The organism is Acidovorax sp. Root70 (genome assembly GCF_001428225.1).
In the GTDB taxonomy this organism is placed as follows: Bacteria; Pseudomonadota; Gammaproteobacteria; order Burkholderiales; family Burkholderiaceae_C; genus Acidovorax.
This window is the reverse complement of sequence record NZ_LMHQ01000004.1, coordinates 57,056-73,307: the sequence shown is the minus strand read 5'-3', so window position 1 is coordinate 73,307 and position 16,252 is coordinate 57,056. Positions and strand designations below refer to the sequence as shown.

At 65.5% G+C, this 16,252-nt stretch carries 14 protein-coding genes; 7 read left to right on the top strand and 7 right to left on the bottom strand.

The window, feature by feature from the left end; translation table 11 throughout:
• Positions 1 to 47: 47 nt before the first annotated feature.
• From ASD94_RS03435 to ASD94_RS03415, 5 genes are all read left to right on the top strand, one after another.
• The gene (locus ASD94_RS03435; RefSeq protein WP_056638646.1) at positions 48 to 1,571 is read left to right on the top strand and encodes a 3-hydroxyacyl-CoA dehydrogenase; all 1,524 of its coding nucleotides are present in this window, start codon (positions 48 to 50) and stop codon (positions 1,569 to 1,571) included.
• 35 nt (positions 1,572 to 1,606) lie between these two features.
• Positions 1,607 to 2,386, top strand: coding sequence for an oxepin-CoA hydrolase, alternative type (locus ASD94_RS03430; protein ID WP_056638643.1), 780 nt, complete (start codon positions 1,607 to 1,609; stop codon positions 2,384 to 2,386).
• 183 nt (positions 2,387 to 2,569) lie between these two features.
• A complete protein-coding gene (locus ASD94_RS03425; RefSeq protein ID WP_015013747.1) occupies positions 2,570 to 3,289 on the top strand; it encodes a Crp/Fnr family transcriptional regulator in 720 nt (239 codons plus the stop codon).
• 44 nt (positions 3,290 to 3,333) lie between these two features.
• Complete coding sequence (locus ASD94_RS03420) at positions 3,334 to 4,419, top strand: phosphotransferase (protein WP_056638639.1); 1,086 nt, start codon at positions 3,334 to 3,336, stop codon at positions 4,417 to 4,419.
• 54 nt (positions 4,420 to 4,473) lie between these two features.
• A complete protein-coding gene (locus tag ASD94_RS03415; RefSeq protein WP_056638636.1) occupies positions 4,474 to 5,748 on the top strand; it encodes an acyl-CoA dehydrogenase family protein in 1,275 nt (424 codons plus the stop codon).
• A 5-nt stretch (positions 5,749 to 5,753) separates the two neighbouring features.
• Here the strand turns inward: ASD94_RS03415 and ASD94_RS03410 are convergent, their stop codons facing one another.
• Entirely contained in the window at positions 5,754 to 6,491 is a 738-nt protein-coding gene (locus ASD94_RS03410) for a hypothetical protein (RefSeq protein ID WP_056638633.1), read from the bottom strand.
• Between the two features lie 197 nt (positions 6,492 to 6,688).
• Between ASD94_RS03410 and ASD94_RS03405 the strand changes: the two genes are divergently transcribed.
• Positions 6,689 to 7,318 (top strand): hypothetical protein, encoded by a 630-nt coding sequence (locus ASD94_RS03405; protein WP_056638629.1) that lies wholly within the window; start codon positions 6,689 to 6,691, stop codon positions 7,316 to 7,318.
• A gap of 311 nt (positions 7,319 to 7,629) precedes the next feature.
• On the opposite strand, the gene ASD94_RS03400 is transcribed toward ASD94_RS03405, so the two are convergent.
• Positions 7,630 to 10,182 (bottom strand): penicillin acylase family protein, encoded by a 2,553-nt coding sequence (locus tag ASD94_RS03400; RefSeq protein WP_056638626.1) that lies wholly within the window; start codon positions 10,180 to 10,182, stop codon positions 7,630 to 7,632.
• 108 nt (positions 10,183 to 10,290) lie between these two features.
• On the bottom strand, positions 10,291 to 11,220 hold the full coding sequence (locus tag ASD94_RS03395; RefSeq protein ID WP_056638623.1) for an adenylate/guanylate cyclase domain-containing protein: 930 nt from the start codon (positions 11,218 to 11,220) through the stop codon (positions 10,291 to 10,293).
• Between the two features lie 427 nt (positions 11,221 to 11,647).
• Between ASD94_RS03395 and ASD94_RS03390 the strand changes: the two genes are divergently transcribed.
• Entirely contained in the window at positions 11,648 to 12,007 is a 360-nt protein-coding gene (locus ASD94_RS03390; RefSeq protein ID WP_056638620.1) for a hypothetical protein, read from the top strand.
• A 70-nt stretch (positions 12,008 to 12,077) separates the two neighbouring features.
• Here the strand turns inward: ASD94_RS03390 and ASD94_RS03385 are convergent, their stop codons facing one another.
• From ASD94_RS03385 to ASD94_RS03370, 4 genes are all read right to left on the bottom strand, one after another.
• Complete coding sequence (locus tag ASD94_RS03385) at positions 12,078 to 13,061, bottom strand: LD-carboxypeptidase (RefSeq protein WP_056638617.1); 984 nt, start codon at positions 13,059 to 13,061, stop codon at positions 12,078 to 12,080.
• Between the two features lie 82 nt (positions 13,062 to 13,143).
• The gene (gene tadA, locus ASD94_RS03380; RefSeq protein WP_056638615.1) at positions 13,144 to 14,535 is read right to left on the bottom strand and encodes a tRNA adenosine(34) deaminase TadA; all 1,392 of its coding nucleotides are present in this window, start codon (positions 14,533 to 14,535) and stop codon (positions 13,144 to 13,146) included.
• Between the two features lie 45 nt (positions 14,536 to 14,580).
• Positions 14,581 to 14,850: a hypothetical protein gene (locus tag ASD94_RS03375; protein ID WP_056638611.1), complete on the bottom strand. Its 270-nt coding sequence runs from the start codon at positions 14,848 to 14,850 to the stop codon at positions 14,581 to 14,583.
• Positions 14,851 to 14,984: 134 nt separating this feature from the next.
• Positions 14,985 to 16,139 carry a branched-chain amino acid ABC transporter substrate-binding protein gene (locus tag ASD94_RS03370; protein WP_056638608.1) on the bottom strand — a complete coding sequence of 385 codons (1,155 nt, stop codon included), beginning with the start codon at positions 16,137 to 16,139 and terminating at the stop codon, positions 14,985 to 14,987.
• Between the last annotated feature and the right edge of the window lie 113 nt (positions 16,140 to 16,252).

Genomic DNA, 16,252 nt, shown 5'->3' with positions numbered 1-16,252 from the left:
GATTCTTGCACATAAGTCCCAGATAAGGCCAGAGCCATAATGCCGCTATGAAAATTCAGTTTCCCAACATCGCCATCGTGGGCACCGGCGCCATGGGCCGGGGCATCGCTCAAATTGCTGCCCAAGCAGGCAGTCAGGTCTTTCTGCTGGACGCCAACCCGGGCGCGGCCGACGCCGCCCGGGCCGCCCTGGAGGAGCAGTGGAGCAAGCTGGTCGCCAAGGGCCGCATTGAGGCTGAGCAGGCCAGCGTTCTGGGCGCAAGGCTCCACCCCGTCAAGACGGCTGCAGACCTGGCAGCCTGCGACCTGGTGGTGGAAGCCATCGTGGAACGGCTGGACGCCAAGCAAGCCCTCTTCGTAGAACTGGAAGGCGTTGTCCGCGCCGATGCGGTGCTGGCCACCAACACATCCTCCCTGTCGGTGACCGCCATTGGTGCAGCCCTGAAGCGTCCAGAACGTCTGGCGGGGTTCCACTTTTTCAATCCCGTTCCGCTCATGAAGGTGGTGGAGGTGATTGCGGGCCTCAAGACCGATCCGGCCGTTTGCACGTCCTTGGCGGCCTATGCCAAGGAAATGGGCCATACCCCCGTACAGGCCCAGGACACCCCCGGCTTTATCGTGAATCACGCGGGGCGCGGCTTTGGAACCGAGGCCCTGCGCATCGTCGGCGAGAGCGTGGCCGACTTCGCCACCATAGACCGCATCCTGCGTGATCAGGTCGGCTTCAAGCTCGGCCCCTTTGAATTGATGGACCTGACGGCGCTGGACGTGTCTCACCCGGTCATGGAGTCCATCTACCGCCAGTACTACGACGAGCCGCGTTTTCGCCCCAGTGTGATCACGGCCCAACGGCTGGCGGGAGGCATCGTGGGCAAGAAAGCAGGGGAAGGCTTCTACCGCTATGTGGATGGCGTGGCACAGGTGCCCGCCGAGGCGCCCGTTCCCGTGGTCAACGATATTCCCCCCGTATGGGTGTCCCCGCGCGCGGCACGCCGCGCCGAGCTGTACCAGTTGCTCAAGGACCTGGGTGCCACCATCGAGACCGGGCAATCCCCCTCCCCCCAAGCCATCACCTTGGTCGCGCCACTCGGGTTTGATGTGACCACCGTCGCGGTGGTGGAGCGGCTGGACCCGGCGCGCACCGTCGGAATCGACATGCTGATCGACGACGCTGCCACCAAGCGACGCGTACTGGCCACCAACCCCGCCACCCGGGTGGACATCCGCGATGCCGCACACGCCCTGTTTGCGCGCGACGGCAAGGCCGTGAGTGTGATCCGCGACAGCGGCGGTTTTGTCACGCAACGCGTGGTGGCCACCATCGTCAACATCGCCAGCGACATCTGCCAGCAAGGCATCTGCACCCCCAAGGACCTGGAAACCGCGGTGACCCTGGGTCTGGGTTATCCGATGGGCCCGCTGACGATGGGTGACCGCTGGGGGCCCACCAACATCCTCGAGGTGCTGTTCAACATGCAGACCGTGTATGGCGACACGCGCTACCGCCCCAGCCCCTGGCTGCGCCGGCGTGGCGCCATCGGTCTGAGCCTGAGCCACGTCGAAGAAGACTGATCGCCCAGCCCAACGGCACCCCACGGAAGACCCCCATGCCCGCAGAACTCCAGAGCACCAGCCAGGGCCAGACCCTGGTCCTGACCCTTCGTAACCCCGAGCGGCGCAACGCCATCGACCCGGTGATGTATGCAGCAGGCGTGGAGGCGCTGGGCGTAGCCGAAAGCAGTCCCGACATCCGCAGCGTGGTCATCACGGGCGCGGATGGCATGTTCTGCTCGGGCGGCAATCTGCAGCGACTGCTGGCCAACCGCCAGGAAGCACCCGAGGTGCAGGCCCAGAGCATCGAAGGCCTGCACAACTGGATCGAGACCATCCGCACCTACCCCAAGCCGGTGATTGCAGCGGTGGAGGGAGCGGCCGCCGGCGCGGGCTTTTCGCTGGCACTGGCCTGCGACTTCATCGTGGCAGCCCGCAATGCCGTGTTTGTGATGGCCTACAGCAATGTGGCCTTGTCACCTGACGGCGGTGCCAGCTGGAGCCTGGCCCAGGCCCTGCCGCGCCAGATGGCCACCGAAATCCTCATGTGTGGTGACCGCATCGGTGCAGAACGCCTGCACGCACTGGGCCTGGTCAACCGCATCGCCGAAGCGGGCAACGCACTCGATGCAGCGCTGGCGCTGGCCGAGCAGCTCAATGCCCGTGCACCCAATGCACTGGCCAGCATCAAGGAACTGCTGAACGAAGCCCCCCATGCCCAGCTCACGCACCACCTGGCCCATGAGCGCGACCACTTCGTGAAAAACCTGCACCACATCAACGGCGGGGCAGGCATCTCGGCGTTCCTGGAAAAGCGCGTGCCCCGCTACGAATAGCGCTGCACGGAAGATGCCTGCGGGCATCCCCTTTCACTGGCTCATCAACCCCCGGCACGCTGCCACCCAGCGCCGGGGGTTTTTTATTGGCGTATTCGCAGACACGCAGGTGACAACCCTGACGCATTGCGCAGGTCCCTGACGCGACAATGGGACTGTTTCTAGTCACCCAAAAGACAGGCCATGGACGACCCGATTCTTACTATCGAAGAACGTGAAGCGATCAACTCCGGTCGCTGGTTTTCTTCTCTCTCACCCTCACTACGCCACGACATCCTCCGATGTGCATACGTCAAACGCTTCAAGGACGGCGGCCTGATTGCCGCACGCGGAGATCCGCCCGAGGAGTGGATTGCGTGCGCACGCGGCGCGGTGCGGGTGAGCTCCACCTCCATCTCGGGCAAGCAGATCACGCTGACGTACGTGGAGCCGGGCATCTGGTTTGGCGACGTGGCGATCTTCGACGGGGACCGGCGTACGCACGATGCCTACGCGCACGGCGACACCACGATCCTGTGTGTGGCCAAGGCCGACTTCCGCAAGATCCTGGCCGTGCACACCGAGCTGTACGAGGCCATGCTGCGCCTGCATGCGCGGCGCATTCGCCAACTGTTCGGGCTGGTGGAAGACCTCAACACATTGCCACTGCGCTCACGCCTGGCAAAACAGTTGGTGCACCTGGTGCGCAGCTATGGAGTACCCAGCCTGTCGGACGGCAGCGAGATGCGCATCAGCCTGCAACTGGCGCAGGAAGAACTGGCCCAACTGCTGGGCGCATCACGCCAACGCGTGAATCAGGAACTCAAGGCCATGGAGCGCGAAGACGCGATCCGCATCGAGCCGGGCGGCTTGGTGGTGCGTGACCGCGAAGCCCTGATGCGCATCGCAGAAGCCGACAACTGAGCCACCAACCCCATCACCGACTGCACGAACTTTCATCCGCCTCCATGAGCAACTTTGACCATTTCGTCGGCACCCGCCCTGTTTCCGATCAGCACGCCTTTGACATCGAAGCGCTGACCGCATGGCTCTCCAGGAACATGGAGGGCTTTGCGGGCCCGCTGACAGTGGAGATGTTCAAGGGCGGGCAGTCCAACCCCACCTACAAGCTCATCACACCGGGCGCCAGCTACGTCATGCGCGCCAAGCCCGGGCCCGTGGCCAAACTGCTGCCGTCGGCCCATGCCATCGAGCGCGAGTTCGCGGTGATGAGCGGCCTGTACGGCACCGACGTGCCCGTGCCGCGCATGTTTGTGCTGTGCGAGGACGAATCCGTCATCGGCCGCGCTTTCTACGTGATGGAGTGCATGCAGGGCCGTGTGCTGTGGGACCAATCCCTGCCGGGCATGACGCCCACCGAGCGCGGCGACATCTACAACGAGATGAACCGGGTGATCGCAGCGCTGCACACCGTCAAGTTTGCAGACCGGGGCCTGGCCAGCTATGGCAAGCCTGGCAACTACTTTGACCGCCAGATCGGCCGCTGGAGCAAGCAATACGTGGCGTCCATCACGCAACCCATCGAGGAGATGGACCGCCTGATGGAATGGCTGCCCGCCAACATGCCCGCCAGCGCACGGGACGAGGGCCAAGTGTCCATCGTGCACGGCGACTTCCGCCTGGACAACCTGATGTTCCACCCCACCGAGCCGCGCGTGATTGCCGTACTTGACTGGGAGCTGTCCACCCTGGGCCACCCCCTGGCGGACTTCAGCTACCACTGCATGAGCTGGCACATTCCAGCGTCGCTCGGGCGCGGTATCGCAGGATTGGACCTGGGTGCACTGGGCATTCCGGACGAAGACACCTACATCCGCCGCTACTGCGAGCGCACCGGCATCGCCACGCCCGACGCCTTGCGCGCCGACTGGAACTTCTACCTCGCCTACAACATGTTCCGCATTGCAGCCATCCTGCAGGGCATTGCCAAGCGGGTAGAGGCAGGCACAGCCTCTAGCGCCCAGGCCAAGGCCTCGGGCGACACGGCACGACCCATGGCCCAGCTGGCCTGGTCGTTTGCCCAGCGCGGCTGAACACACGACGCAATCCTCAGCGCCGCCCCACGATTACCAACGGAGAAGAAACCCATGGACTTTGACTACTCGCCCAAAACCAAGGAACTGCAGGCCAAGCTGCTCCAGTTCATGGATGACCACATCTATCCGAACGAGTCCGCGTACAAGGATGAGCTGGCCGCCAACACCGCCGCAGGCAAGCGCTGGAGCGCGTTGAACACCATCGAAAATCTCAAGCCCAAGGCCCAGGCCGCCGGGTTGTGGAACCTGTTTCTGCCGGTGGACAGCGCGGCAGCTTCTGGCTACGACGGTGCAGGTCTCACCAACCAGGAATATGCACCGCTGGCCGAGATCATGGGCCGCGTGCAATGGGCCAGCGAGGTGTTCAACTGCTCGGCCCCCGACACCGGCAACATGGAAACCATCGCACGCTACGGCGACGAGGCCAACAAGGCCCGCTGGCTCAAGCCCCTGCTCGAGGGCAAGATTCGCTCGGCGTTTGCGATGACCGAGCCCGATGTGGCTTCGAGCGATGCCACCAACATCGAAACGCGGATCACGCGGGAAGGCGACGAGTACGTCATCAATGGCCGCAAGTGGTGGATCTCCGGCGCCGCCGACCCGCGCTGCGCCGTGTTCGTCACGATGGGCAAGACAGACCCAGACGCCCCCAAGCACTCGCAGCAGAGCATGGTGCTGGTGCCCGCCGACGCCAAGGGCATCACCATCGTCCGCCCGCTGAACGTGATGGGCTACGACGATGCGCCCCACGGCCACGTCGAGATGACTTTCGAAAACGTGCGCGTGCCCGTTTCCAACATCCTGCTCGGCGAAGGGCGCGGCTTCGAGATCGCCCAAGGTCGCCTTGGCCCTGGACGCATCCACCACTGCATGCGCCTGATCGGCCTGGCCGAACGCGCGCTGGAACTGATGTGCAAGCGCGCATCGTCGCGTGTGGCCTTTGGCAAGACGGTAGCCCAGCAGACCGTAACGCAAGAGCGCATTGCCGAGGCGCGCTGCAAGATCGACATGGCCCGCCTGCTCACCCTCAAGGCTGCCTGGCTGATGGACGTGGCGGGCAACAAGGTCGCCAAGACGGAGATTGCGATGATCAAGGTGGTGGCACCCAGCATGGCCTGCCAGGTCATCGACTGGGCCATGCAGGTGCACGGCGGCGGCGGCATGTGCGATGACTTCCCGCTGGCCTACGCATACGCCGGTGCACGCACCCTGCGCTTTGCCGACGGCCCGGACGAAGTGCACCGCAACGCCATCGCCAAGTGGGAGCTGGGCAAGTACGGCAACTACGGCCGCGACGCCGCCGTACCGGTCACACGCGGCGCCTGACGCGCCTATTGCGGCCCTGCTGCGCCTTGCGCCTGCGCGTCAGCGGGTGCAGCGGGTGCAGCGGGTGGCAGATTCTGCAACGCTCCCTGCGCGGCCGCCAGCAACAACTGCGTAGCCTGGGCGATTTCCGCCAGGCTGCGCTGCGTGTGCTCCACGCGCAGGTACACCTTGCCACGCACTAGCATCAGCAGCAGCGGCGACTGCGCCCGCTCTGTCCCGCCCTCGCCTTCGACCATGTTGAGCAACTGAGAGACCACCGGCGCGTGGATCCAGCGCTGCGCAGTCTCTATGCGCTCTGCCACCACCGCAAAGTGCTGACGGAACGAGGCCGGCAGCCCCGGCCAGGCAACCTCCTCATACATCGCCAGCCAGCGCATTTCCTCGGGCAGGCTGGCATTCACCGTGGTCTGCAGGGTGTCGGTGATGGCGTCGTAAGCATTGCCCTCCAGGGACTCCTGCAGGGGGCGGTTCAGCACCATCACGGCCGCATCGGGGTCCACCCCCAGATCGGCGCGGCCCCGCAACTCCAGGCCGTGCACATAGTCCCGGGTGGGATTGCCACACTCCAGACGCCACGGGTGGCCGCTCAAGTCGCCGCCCAAGTCAAAATGCCCCTCCGCCGCCTGCGGCACGATCGCCAGGCGCTGGGTGGCCGCCCACCGCACCACCTCCTGGTTGGACACGGGCCGTGCGGCGGTCGGGCCGCCGGGCAGATGCAGTGCTTTACGGAGACGATCAAACATGGCGGTTCGAAGCCCTGGGCTTCGCGGAAGTCGCGGATGCAGGCATTATTGAGGGCATTGGCCGCTGCGGCAAACGATCCGAACGCCTGCAAAAGCGTGGTTCGCCTTGCCCGCGGAGCCGGCTTTGCAGCAGCACGGGCGTAGGCGTACGCCAAAGGCATCGACCGGCGTTGCGTTCATCGCCTTGGACCACCGACATGCACCTCACCCTTCACCGCCGAGTGGCCCTCGTCGCCCTGGCTTGCGCGCTCGCCATGCCCCTGTCCGTCCGGGCGCTGCCGGACGACGCCTCGGCCCATGTGCACCAGCTGGTGCGCTGGGTCGCCGCAACCGCCGATCACCAGGGCCTGCCCTTTGCCGTGATCGACAAGCCTGCGGCGCGCATCCATGTGTTCTCGGCCCAGGCCCAATGGCTGGGCAGCGCGCCGGTGCTGCTGGGCGCAGCGCCGGGCGACCGCTCTGCGCCCGGCATCGGCACCCGGCCTCTGTCCCGCATTCGCCCGCACGAACGCACCACGCCTGCAGGGCGCTTTGTGACCGAGCCGGGGCGCAACCTGCAGGGCGAAGACATTGTGTGGATCGACTACGACACAGCGGTCTCGCTGCACCGGGTGCGCAGTGTGAACGCCGCAGAACGCCGCCCCCAGCGCCTCGCCAGCCCCGGCGCCCGTGACAAGCGCATCAGCTACGGCTGCGTGAATGCGCCCGCAGCGTTCTACGACCAGTTCATCGCCCCCTGGTTCGGACGGGCGCCGGGCGTGATTTACGTGCTGCCGGACACCGAGCCTTTTGCTACATTTTTTAGAGCAGCAAGCGCATATGAATAGTGCGCTACCGGCCCATTTTTCTCAAAATCCGTGCTTTGAAGCCGTGCGCAGCAAAACTGGCATCGCCCGGGCAATCGCTGCCCCTCAGACCCAACCCCCGCGATCCGTTGCGCGTTGCAGCAAGGCTTGAAAACCCTGGATGGTGGCGCGCGTGAAAGTGACCGTGTACGGGTCACCTGCCTGCGCCGCCTGCACACGGCCATTGCGGTGAGCCGCCGCCACTGCCCATTCCAAAGGCAGGCATTTGGCAAGCCAGCCCCAGGCCGCCCCGATCCGCGCAGCAAAACCCGTGGGGATCCTCCGGGCCCTGGTTACTGCGCGGCGGGTGCTGGGGTCAGCGTCAGCGCATGCGCCCAGCGCGCGGGCTGGCGCTGCAGGGCGCGGTAACCGGTCTGTACCCAGGTGCTGCTCATATCGCGGTAACGCGGTGAAAACACCAGGCCACTTTGCCCGGTCTGGTAGATGAAGCGCGACTGCTCCAGGTCGGCCAGGTCGTACACCGCGCGCAGCGATGCGGCGTGGCGGTTCACAAACGGACCCTTGGCTTCGCCCGCGTTGTACTGCCCCACATTGACCGTATAGGAATCGCCATGCGATGGCTCGCTCACATCAAAAAAGCGGGCCAGCGTGGGCACATTGCCAAACGGCCGGTGCACGCTGAGTGCCGGGTGCGCCGCGCCCCAGCGCCATCGCGCAGGGTCGGAGCCGTAGGCCGCCTGCAGCCGATCGAGCGCACGGCCCAGGGCTGCGGCCGATTGCTCTGCGCACGAGGAAGGCTGGCACCACCAGGGGTCGTTGCGCTCCAGAATGCCCTCCAGCGCGGCCCGGTAGTCGCGTTTGCCATAGGTGGCGGTGAACCGCGCCTCGCCAATGCGCGGCACGATCAGGCCACGCGCCAGCTCGTCGGTCCACGCGGCAAACACCAGAGGCGCCGCCTTGCCCGCATCCATCACCCCGTCAAAGCCTTGGAGCTGCTCTTGCGCAGCCGCTGCCAGCGGATGCGATGACCTGGCCTGCTGCAGGTAGGGCAGCAGCTTGCGCGTGGCCAGCGAAGTCACATCGCGGTGGATGGCCTGCATGCTTGCGGCATCGTGCTTGTCGGTCGCCTCGATCAGCTGTGCAATGCGTTCGTAGCGGTAGGGCAAGGCCCAGTCTTGCGTCAGGTAGTGGGGATAGTCGGGCGCAGTCACCCGCTGGTTGGCGGTGGCTATCCAGCCCCGGGCGCCGTTGTCCTCCGGCGTCTGGTCGTACGGCAGCCAGCCCTTCCAGTCGTACCGAGTGTCCCAGCCCGGCGAGGGCGCCACGCCCCGGATGTCGTTGGCAGGGTCTCGCACGGGCGCGCGGCCTGCGGCCTTGAAGCGGATGTTGCCCTGGTCATCGGCCGCCACCACGTTCTGCATCGGCGAGTGGTAGTGCGACAGGGCCGCGAACAGCGCGTCCACCGATTTAGCCTGGTTGGTCTGCAGGCCCGCCAGCACCGTCTGGTTGTCGGCATCAAGCGCGCTCCAGCGCAGCGCCAGCACGTATTTGCCGAGGTCCAGCACGTCGGCATGCGACTTCTGCGCGTCGCTCAACACGGGGCCGTGCCGCGTGCTGCGCACCTTCAAGGCAACATCGGCCTGCCCTTTCACGCGGATGGTTTCATTGCGCACCGTGAAGGGCGCCCAGCCCTCGGGCGTGCGGTACTGCGAGGCGTCGGCGGGGTTGATCTGCTCCAGGTACAGGTCCTGCACGTCCGGGCCTGTGTTGGTGAAACCCCAGGCCACTTTGTCCGTGCGGCCCAGCACCACAAAGGGCATGCCGGGCAAGGTGGCTCCCACTGCGTCGATGGCACCCATGGGGGTGCCGTCAGACGCCTGGCCTGCGGGCGCCTGCAAGCCCGCAAAGTACCAGATGGCGGGTGCCGACAGACCCAGGTGCGGGTCGTTGGCCAGCAGCGGCTTGCCACTCACGGTGCGGGTGCCCGCCAGCACCCAGTTGTTGCTGCCCTTGCCGTCGTTGGTGCCCGCGTTGCGGGTCAACTCGTCGGCCCAGGCCAGCATGCCGGCACTGATCTGGCGGGACAAGGGCCCTTCACCCAGCGCGGCAGATGCAGCCCCTGGGTCCGCCGACGCTGTAGCTGCGGATGGCGCAGCAGAAGCGCTGGCATCGGTGACCCGGTACACCCCCAGCTGTCGGTACAACGCGGCCAGGTCAGCCGAGGCCGCGGGGCGCTCGCCCGGGTAAGGCGGCATCAGCTGCCACAGGCGCTCGGTGTCCAGCGTTTTGGCGATGGACAGCCGCGCAAACTCGTTGCCCCAGTTGCCGCCCAGGTCCAACGCCATCATCAGCGCCCAGCCCACGCTGTCCTCGGGCTCCCACACGGCACCGGTGGCCCCACCGGGCTGAACGCCCAGGATGTGGAACTCCGGCGGCAGCGCCTGGGGGCGGTTCTGGTGGAAGGCATGGATGCCCTGGCTGTAAGCCTGCAGGGCCTCCCGGGCATACAAAGGCAGACCTGCGTACTGCCGCTTGGCCGTACCCGCGATGTCCAGCGCGCGCATGAGCTTGTCGGTCTCCAGCGTGGCGGGCCCAAACACCTCGGACAGCTCGCCATGCATCACGCGGCGGTTGAACTCCAGCTGCCAGGTGCGCTCCTGCGCATGCACATAGCCCATGGCAAACCAGGCGTCTTGCGGGCTCTGCGCGCGGATGTGGGTGACATCGGCTCCATCGCGCTGCACCTGCACGGCCTGGCGCAGGCCCTTCACCACCAGCTTGCCATCCAGCGTCGCAAAGCTGCGCTGCACATACACCGCGGCCCCTGTACCGACCAGCAATGCTGCCACCACCAGCCCGACGGCCGTTCGCTTCATCCACGCCATGTCTCGCCTCTCGTGCCTGTTGTTCGTGTCTGTTCGGAAGTGAATGGGGCCGGAGCACCGAGCCAGAACCGGCCCTACCGGCGGCAGCCCGGCATGTTGGCCGAAGACTCAGCCCAGATGAACGCTGGTCCCTGCGACGTGAAAGTTCATGATCGGGGCACTGGACTCGGTGAACGGAACCCCTAGCGCTATCTGCCCGGTGCCATGCAGGATGCAGGCATCGCGGCGCAGCCGCACGGGGGAGTCGCTGCCGTCAAATCGCACCCAGGTGCCAAAGCTGCTCATGTCGGTGAGCACAAAACCGCTGTTGCGCCAGTCGATGCGCGCGTGCAGCCGCGACACCCGGGGGTCGTTGATGCACAGCTGCGCATGGGTGGCACGCCCCACGTGCACGGGCGCATCCGACGACGTGAACGACATGTCCACACCGTGCCAGGAAAACTGGATATGCCCCAGGATGGAATCGGCAGGGGCAAAACTGCTGACCAGTGCCGCCTGCATGGTGAGCGAGTCGGGCTCTTCGTTCTCACGCCACTCCACCTGGTAGAGCATCTGCAACTCGGCCTTGCCACGGATTTCCATCAGGCCAAGCTTGCGATACCAAACGTCTGCAGCTGCCCCTGCCAGCAGCACCGCTGTCTCGGTAGCCCAGATTTCGGCGGGGCCCGCCCGTTCACACAGGCGGGAGGCCACATTGACCGCGTCGCCATAGCAGTCGCCATCCACGTCCACCACCTCGCCGCTGGCTACGCCCACGCGGATGTCCATGCGCAGCGGCTGAGGCCAACGGTCCAGACGCACCTGGTGCTGGCGCAGCATCTGGGTGGTGGCGGTCACGGCCGTAGCCGCATCGCCAAAAACACACAACACGCCATCGCCCAGCTTCTTGACCACCCGGCCAGCATGTGCCTCGATGGTGTCACTGATCCACTGGGTGACCTGGGTCACGGCCTCGGTGGCGCGTTCGTTGCCCAGCGTTTCATACAACGAGGTGCTGCCCGATATGTCTGCGAAGACCACCGTCGACAACACACTCATGAACGATGGCCGATTAGTAACATCATGTGAATCAGTTTAGTGCAAGCTCAACGAAGACGCACCTATCAAAGTGTCAACCGCCCTGCACAAGGGCCTTTGGAGGCCGCGCGCACCGCCGTTTGTGGCAGCGGGGTGTGCAGGGAGAGGCGCAACAGAACTGTGCGATGCAGACGATCTCGCACGGGTCCTGTTCGGCAGGGAAACAGGGCGCACAGGCTAGGTATGAAAGGCGCGCGCCCGTTGCGCACCCGATGCGCCACACGCGGTCGGTGCCATGACAAACATCCACGAGGAATGCGTAAAAGTTCGCAACAAACCGAGGAGACGTGTTGTCTTTATACAAAAACAGGAGCGCCACCCTTGCGTCAATCCTCACTCCCGCTTACTTTGATCGACCCTGTTACAAAAATCGCCCCGCTCTCCGTCCATGCGCTGGAACAAACCCAATCTCCGCAGCAGCCTGCACGACCTCCTGGGTCGTGACAAGCCGTCATCGACGGCTTGGGTGCGCGACCAGGGTCTGGAAGAGGTGCGGCGAGCCATGCTGCAAAGCCTAGCGGGACTCACCGGCTGTGAAGTGGCGCGCATGAACATGCGCCTGCGCTATGCGGGCGACATCGAGGCGCTGTGGTACCTGCGCAGCGACCTGCTCGACACCCTGATTCCCCTGCGTGGCCAGGCCGTCGCCCAGACCGTGCTGGACGAGGTTACGCCGATGTTCCAGGGCCAGTTGCCGCTGTCTCTGCGTGTTCCGCAAATGCCTCACGCGCCCCGCGCACATTTCTGAACCCTGAAGCGGCGGCTCGCGACGGGCCTGCTCCCTGTTCCCGCCACACGGCCGCGCTCTACCTGCGCGCTCAGTGCTGGTGGCCCCAGTAAATCAGCGCGTCCCGCTCTTCCACTGACAGCGACACCGTGGCGCCCACGGGCAGCAGCACCTTGGTCTCGACATGCCCGAACGGCAGATTGGTCAGCACGGGCGCCTTGATCTGGGTGCGCAGCCAGTCCACCACCGACTGCAGCTTGTAGCCCTTGTCATGCGGCGCCAGCTTGAAGTTGGTGAACTGCCCCAGCACCACGGCCTTCTGCTGGGCCAGCACGCCCGCGTGCAGCAGCTGGGTCAACATGCGCTCTATGCGGTAGGGATGCTCGTGCACATCCTCTACAAACAACACCCCGCCCTTGACCTGCGGGAAGTACGGCGTACCCACCAGCGATGCCAGCACCGCCAGGTTGCCGCCCCACAGGGTGGCACTCTTCACATAGACATTGGGCACAGCAGGCTTGCCAGTGGCGGGATGGGGCTTTTCCTTGTGCATGCGCCAGCCCGTACCCTCGCCGTGGCCGGTCAGCAGGTCGTCAAAGCAGGCTTCCATGATGTCGTCGGGCTCGCCCTCCACCCCAAAATCGGCCCCCAATGAGGGCCCCGCCCAGGTGGTGGCCCCCGTCTTGGCCAGCACGGCCAACTGGAAGGCAGTGAAGTCGCTCACGCCCACAAAGTGCGTGCCTTTTTCGATGGCCTTGGCCACCGCCTTGTACCGGATGCCCGGCAGGATGCGCGTGAGGCCATAGCCCCCGCGCGAGATCAGCGCCACATCGGCGCCGCTGGCCGCCGCACGGTGGATGGCGGCCAGCCGGGTGGCGTCGTCACCCGCAAAGCGCGTGTGCGTGGCCAGCGCGTCCACATCCACCTCCACCTCATGGCCCTGGGCCTTGAGCCGGGCAATGCCCCGCTTGAAGGCCGCCTTGTCGCGCACTGCGCTGGAGGGTGAATAGATGTAGATGTGCTTGGGACCGTGGTCGTGGTCGCACTGGGAGTGGTCGTGATGGTGATCGTGCAAAGCGCTCAGGCCCGATGGGGTCTGCTCCGTAAACAGGGGAATGCCCGGCGCCCCATGCTTTCAGACGGCGCCAGCGGGCAAATCAGTGGCTGAAGTATTCCACAGCCCGTGCGGCAATGGCCTCGCCATGCTCCTGAACAAAGTGGCCCGCATGGGGCAGCACCACCGGCTCGGGGCATCCGCGGATGTGGTGCTGCAGTGCCCGCATGGTGGGCAGCCCCAGCACCGGGTCTTGCGCCCCCACCACCATCAGGCTGCGGCCTTGCCATTGGTGCTGCCAAAAATCGCGGGCTGCACGCGACAGCGCCGCCCCGGAATCGTCCAAAGCGACGGGGACACGTTCGGGAAATGCCCGCAGCGCGGCACGGTAACCCTTGTCGGGGAAAGGCGCATCGTAGGCCGCGCACTCAGCATGGCTGAGGTGCGGATTGCCGCGGGATAGCAGGCGCCCCACTTCGTAAAGCGGCTTGTCTCGGCACATCGCGCGCCAGTCCACAAAACCCGGGGGCAACGGCGCGTCGCCCGTGGCCAGCAGCGTGTTCATCACCAGCAGGCCGCCAAACCGCTCAGGCATCGCCATGGGCAGCGTGAGGCCCAGGATGCCGCCCCAGTCCTGCACCACCAGCACCAGGTTGCGCAGATCCAGCCGCTCGATCAGCTCCAGCAACACCTGGCGGTGCCATTCGAACTGGTGCGCGCCTTCCTTCTTGGGCTTGTCGCTTCTGCCAAAGCCGATCAGGTCGGGCACCACCACGCGGTCACCTGCCGCGAGAAAGGTGGGCAGCATGCGCCGGTACAAATAGCTCCAGGCCGGGTTGCCATGCAGGCACAGCCAGGTGCGCGGTGCATCGCGCGGGCCCTCGTCCAGATAGTGCATGCGCAGGCCCGCCAGACTCGGCAGATCACTGACGTACTGGGGAGCCCATGGGTAGCCAGGCAGGTTGGCAAACGCCGCATCGGGCGTGCGCAGGGCATCGTCACGCAACGGGTGGCGGGCCAGTGCCTCGGCGCGTTGCTGGCGACGGCGCTGTGCAAAAAAGCCGCTCAGCACTTGGCCACACTCCTCCGCCAGCACCCCACCTACCACCTCGGTCTGGTGGTTGATGGCGGCATGCCCAAACAGGTTGAGCACCGAGCCCGCCGCCCCCGTCTTGGGCTCCAGCGCGCCATACACCACCCGTGCCAGCCGCGCATGCAGCATGGCGCCACTGCACATGGCGCAGGGCTCCAGCGTGACGTACAGGCTGCAGCCGTCCAGCCGGTAATTGCCCAGCCGCTGTGCAGCGGCACGCAGGGCCACGATTTCGGCGTGGGCTGTGGGGTCGTGGCCCTCCACGGGTGCATTGCGGCCGGTGGCGATGACCTGGCCGTTCTGGACCACGATGGCACCCACGGGCACCTCGCCAGCGCTGGCAGCCGCCTGCGCCTCGGCCAAAGCCAGACGCATCCAGTGCGCATCGTGGTTAATGTTCATTGCTATATTTTTAATAGCTAACAAGGCATGAAATATGGGCGCTTGCTACTGCTTTTGCTCATTTTTATCGTCTTCAGGCATGGGGCGCGCCTGCTGCATCAGGCCTTCCATCTGCTGCTTGACCTGCTGCTGCATCTGCTGGCTCTGCTCGCGCACCGTGCCCGTGCCCGTGGGCGTCGAGGCGGTCCCTGCTGCGCCGGTGGCGGTCTGCAACGCAGGCAGGGGAGCACGCGTGGCCGCCAGCTGCTTCTTGGCCAGCAACCCCACGATGGCCAGCATCACCACCAGCCCGACCAATCCAAATATTGCGCGCATACCTTGGCTCCTTGGCAGGCACCCATGGCCTGCTCGCTACGGGCCTGACTGTAAAGCCAAACCCCGCACGCAAAAACGGCCGCACTGGGCGGCCGTAACGGAGGGAGCCGCTGAAGCAGCGGAGGCGGGTAGCCTCAGTTCAGCGCCACGCGGCTGCCGTCCTTGAAGGTGTACAAGGTCACGGCCGGGGTGGTCAGCTCACCCTTGGCGGTGAAGGCGATGTTGGCGGTCACGCCCTTGTATTCGGTCTTGGCCAGGAACGGTGCGAACACCTTGGGGTCCACCGAGTTGGCGCGCTTCATCGCGTCGGCCAGCACCATGGCCGCGTCATAGGCGTAGGGGCTGTAGATCTGGAACTGGCCGGGGAACTTGGCGTCGTAGCGCTTCTTCCAGTCAGCGCCGCCCTGCATCTTGTCCACCGACGCGCCGCCCGTGGCGCAGGTCACGTTCTTCAGCGCGGGGGTCTTGCCCGACAGCTCGGGCAGCTTCTCGGTGCACAGGGCATCGCCGCCAAAGAACTTCACGTTGCCCAGGCCCAGCTGCTCCATCTGGCGCAGCATGGGGCCCGCCTGGGCATCCAGGCCGCCGTAGAAGATCGCGTCGGGCTTCTTGTTCTTGATGGAGGTGAGGATGGCCATGAAGTCGGTGGCCTTGTCGTTGGTGAACTCCTCCGCCACCACTTTCAGGCCCTTTTGCAGCGCCGTGGCCTTGAACACCGAGGCCACGCCCTGGCCGTAAGCCGTGCGGTCGTCGATGATGGCCACGCTCTTGAGCTTGAGGTGGTCCGCACCAAACAAAGCCAGCGCAGCGCCCAGAGCGTTGTCGTTGGCTATCAGGCGGAAGGTGGTCTTGTGGCCGGGCTTCGTCAGGTCGGGGTTGGAAGCCGAGGCCGTGATGTGCGGCAGGTCGCACTTGGCATAGATGGCCGATGCAGGGATGGACGTGCCCGACTGCAGGTGGCCCACCACGCCGGCCACCTTCTGGTCGCACAGCTTCTGGGCCACGGCGGTGGCCTGGCGCGGATCGCCCGCGTCGTCTTCGGCCGCGATTTCAAACTTGATCTTCTTGCCGCCGATCACGAGGTTCTGGGCGTTCAGGTCGTCAATGGCCAGACGCACGCCGTTTTCCGTGTCCTTGCCGATGTGGGCAATACCGCCCGACACAGGGCCTGCGTGGGCGATCTTGACGGTTTGCACGTCCTGGGCGGAGGCCAGATTGGCGGCCAGCGCGATGGCGGTCAGGGCAGAAATTCGGAACAGAGGCGAGGAAGCGAAAACGGGGCGCAGCACGGTACAAAGTCTCCTGGGTCGGTCAAAGCAGCGTGTTGTGCACCGATCTTGTACACAACAAACCTTCAAAGCTAGCATCGTAGCCACCCCAGCGCCCATTTGCTTCAATTGCT

Bases quoted from the DNA above. Each gene is read 5' to 3' on its own strand.
- ASD94_RS03435 (WP_056638646.1), top strand. From the start codon at position 48: ATGAAAATTCAGTTTCCCAACATCGCCATCGTGGGCACCGGCGCCATG.
- ASD94_RS03430 (WP_056638643.1), top strand. From the start codon at position 1,607: ATGCCCGCAGAACTCCAGAGCACCAGCCAGGGCCAGACCCTGGTCCTG.
- ASD94_RS03425 (WP_015013747.1), top strand. From the start codon at position 2,570: ATGGACGACCCGATTCTTACTATCGAAGAACGTGAAGCGATCAACTCC.
- ASD94_RS03420 (WP_056638639.1), top strand. From the start codon at position 3,334: ATGAGCAACTTTGACCATTTCGTCGGCACCCGCCCTGTTTCCGATCAG.
- ASD94_RS03415 (WP_056638636.1), top strand. From the start codon at position 4,474: ATGGACTTTGACTACTCGCCCAAAACCAAGGAACTGCAGGCCAAGCTG.
- ASD94_RS03410 (WP_056638633.1), bottom strand. From the start codon at position 6,491: ATGTTTGATCGTCTCCGTAAAGCACTGCATCTGCCCGGCGGCCCGACC.
- ASD94_RS03405 (WP_056638629.1), top strand. From the start codon at position 6,689: ATGCACCTCACCCTTCACCGCCGAGTGGCCCTCGTCGCCCTGGCTTGC.
- ASD94_RS03400 (WP_056638626.1), bottom strand. From the start codon at position 10,182: ATGGCGTGGATGAAGCGAACGGCCGTCGGGCTGGTGGTGGCAGCATTG.
- ASD94_RS03395 (WP_056638623.1), bottom strand. From the start codon at position 11,220: ATGAGTGTGTTGTCGACGGTGGTCTTCGCAGACATATCGGGCAGCACC.
- ASD94_RS03390 (WP_056638620.1), top strand. From the start codon at position 11,648: ATGCGCTGGAACAAACCCAATCTCCGCAGCAGCCTGCACGACCTCCTG.
- tadA (WP_056638615.1), bottom strand. From the start codon at position 14,535: ATGAACATTAACCACGATGCGCACTGGATGCGTCTGGCTTTGGCCGAG.
- ASD94_RS03375 (WP_056638611.1), bottom strand. From the start codon at position 14,850: ATGCGCGCAATATTTGGATTGGTCGGGCTGGTGGTGATGCTGGCCATC.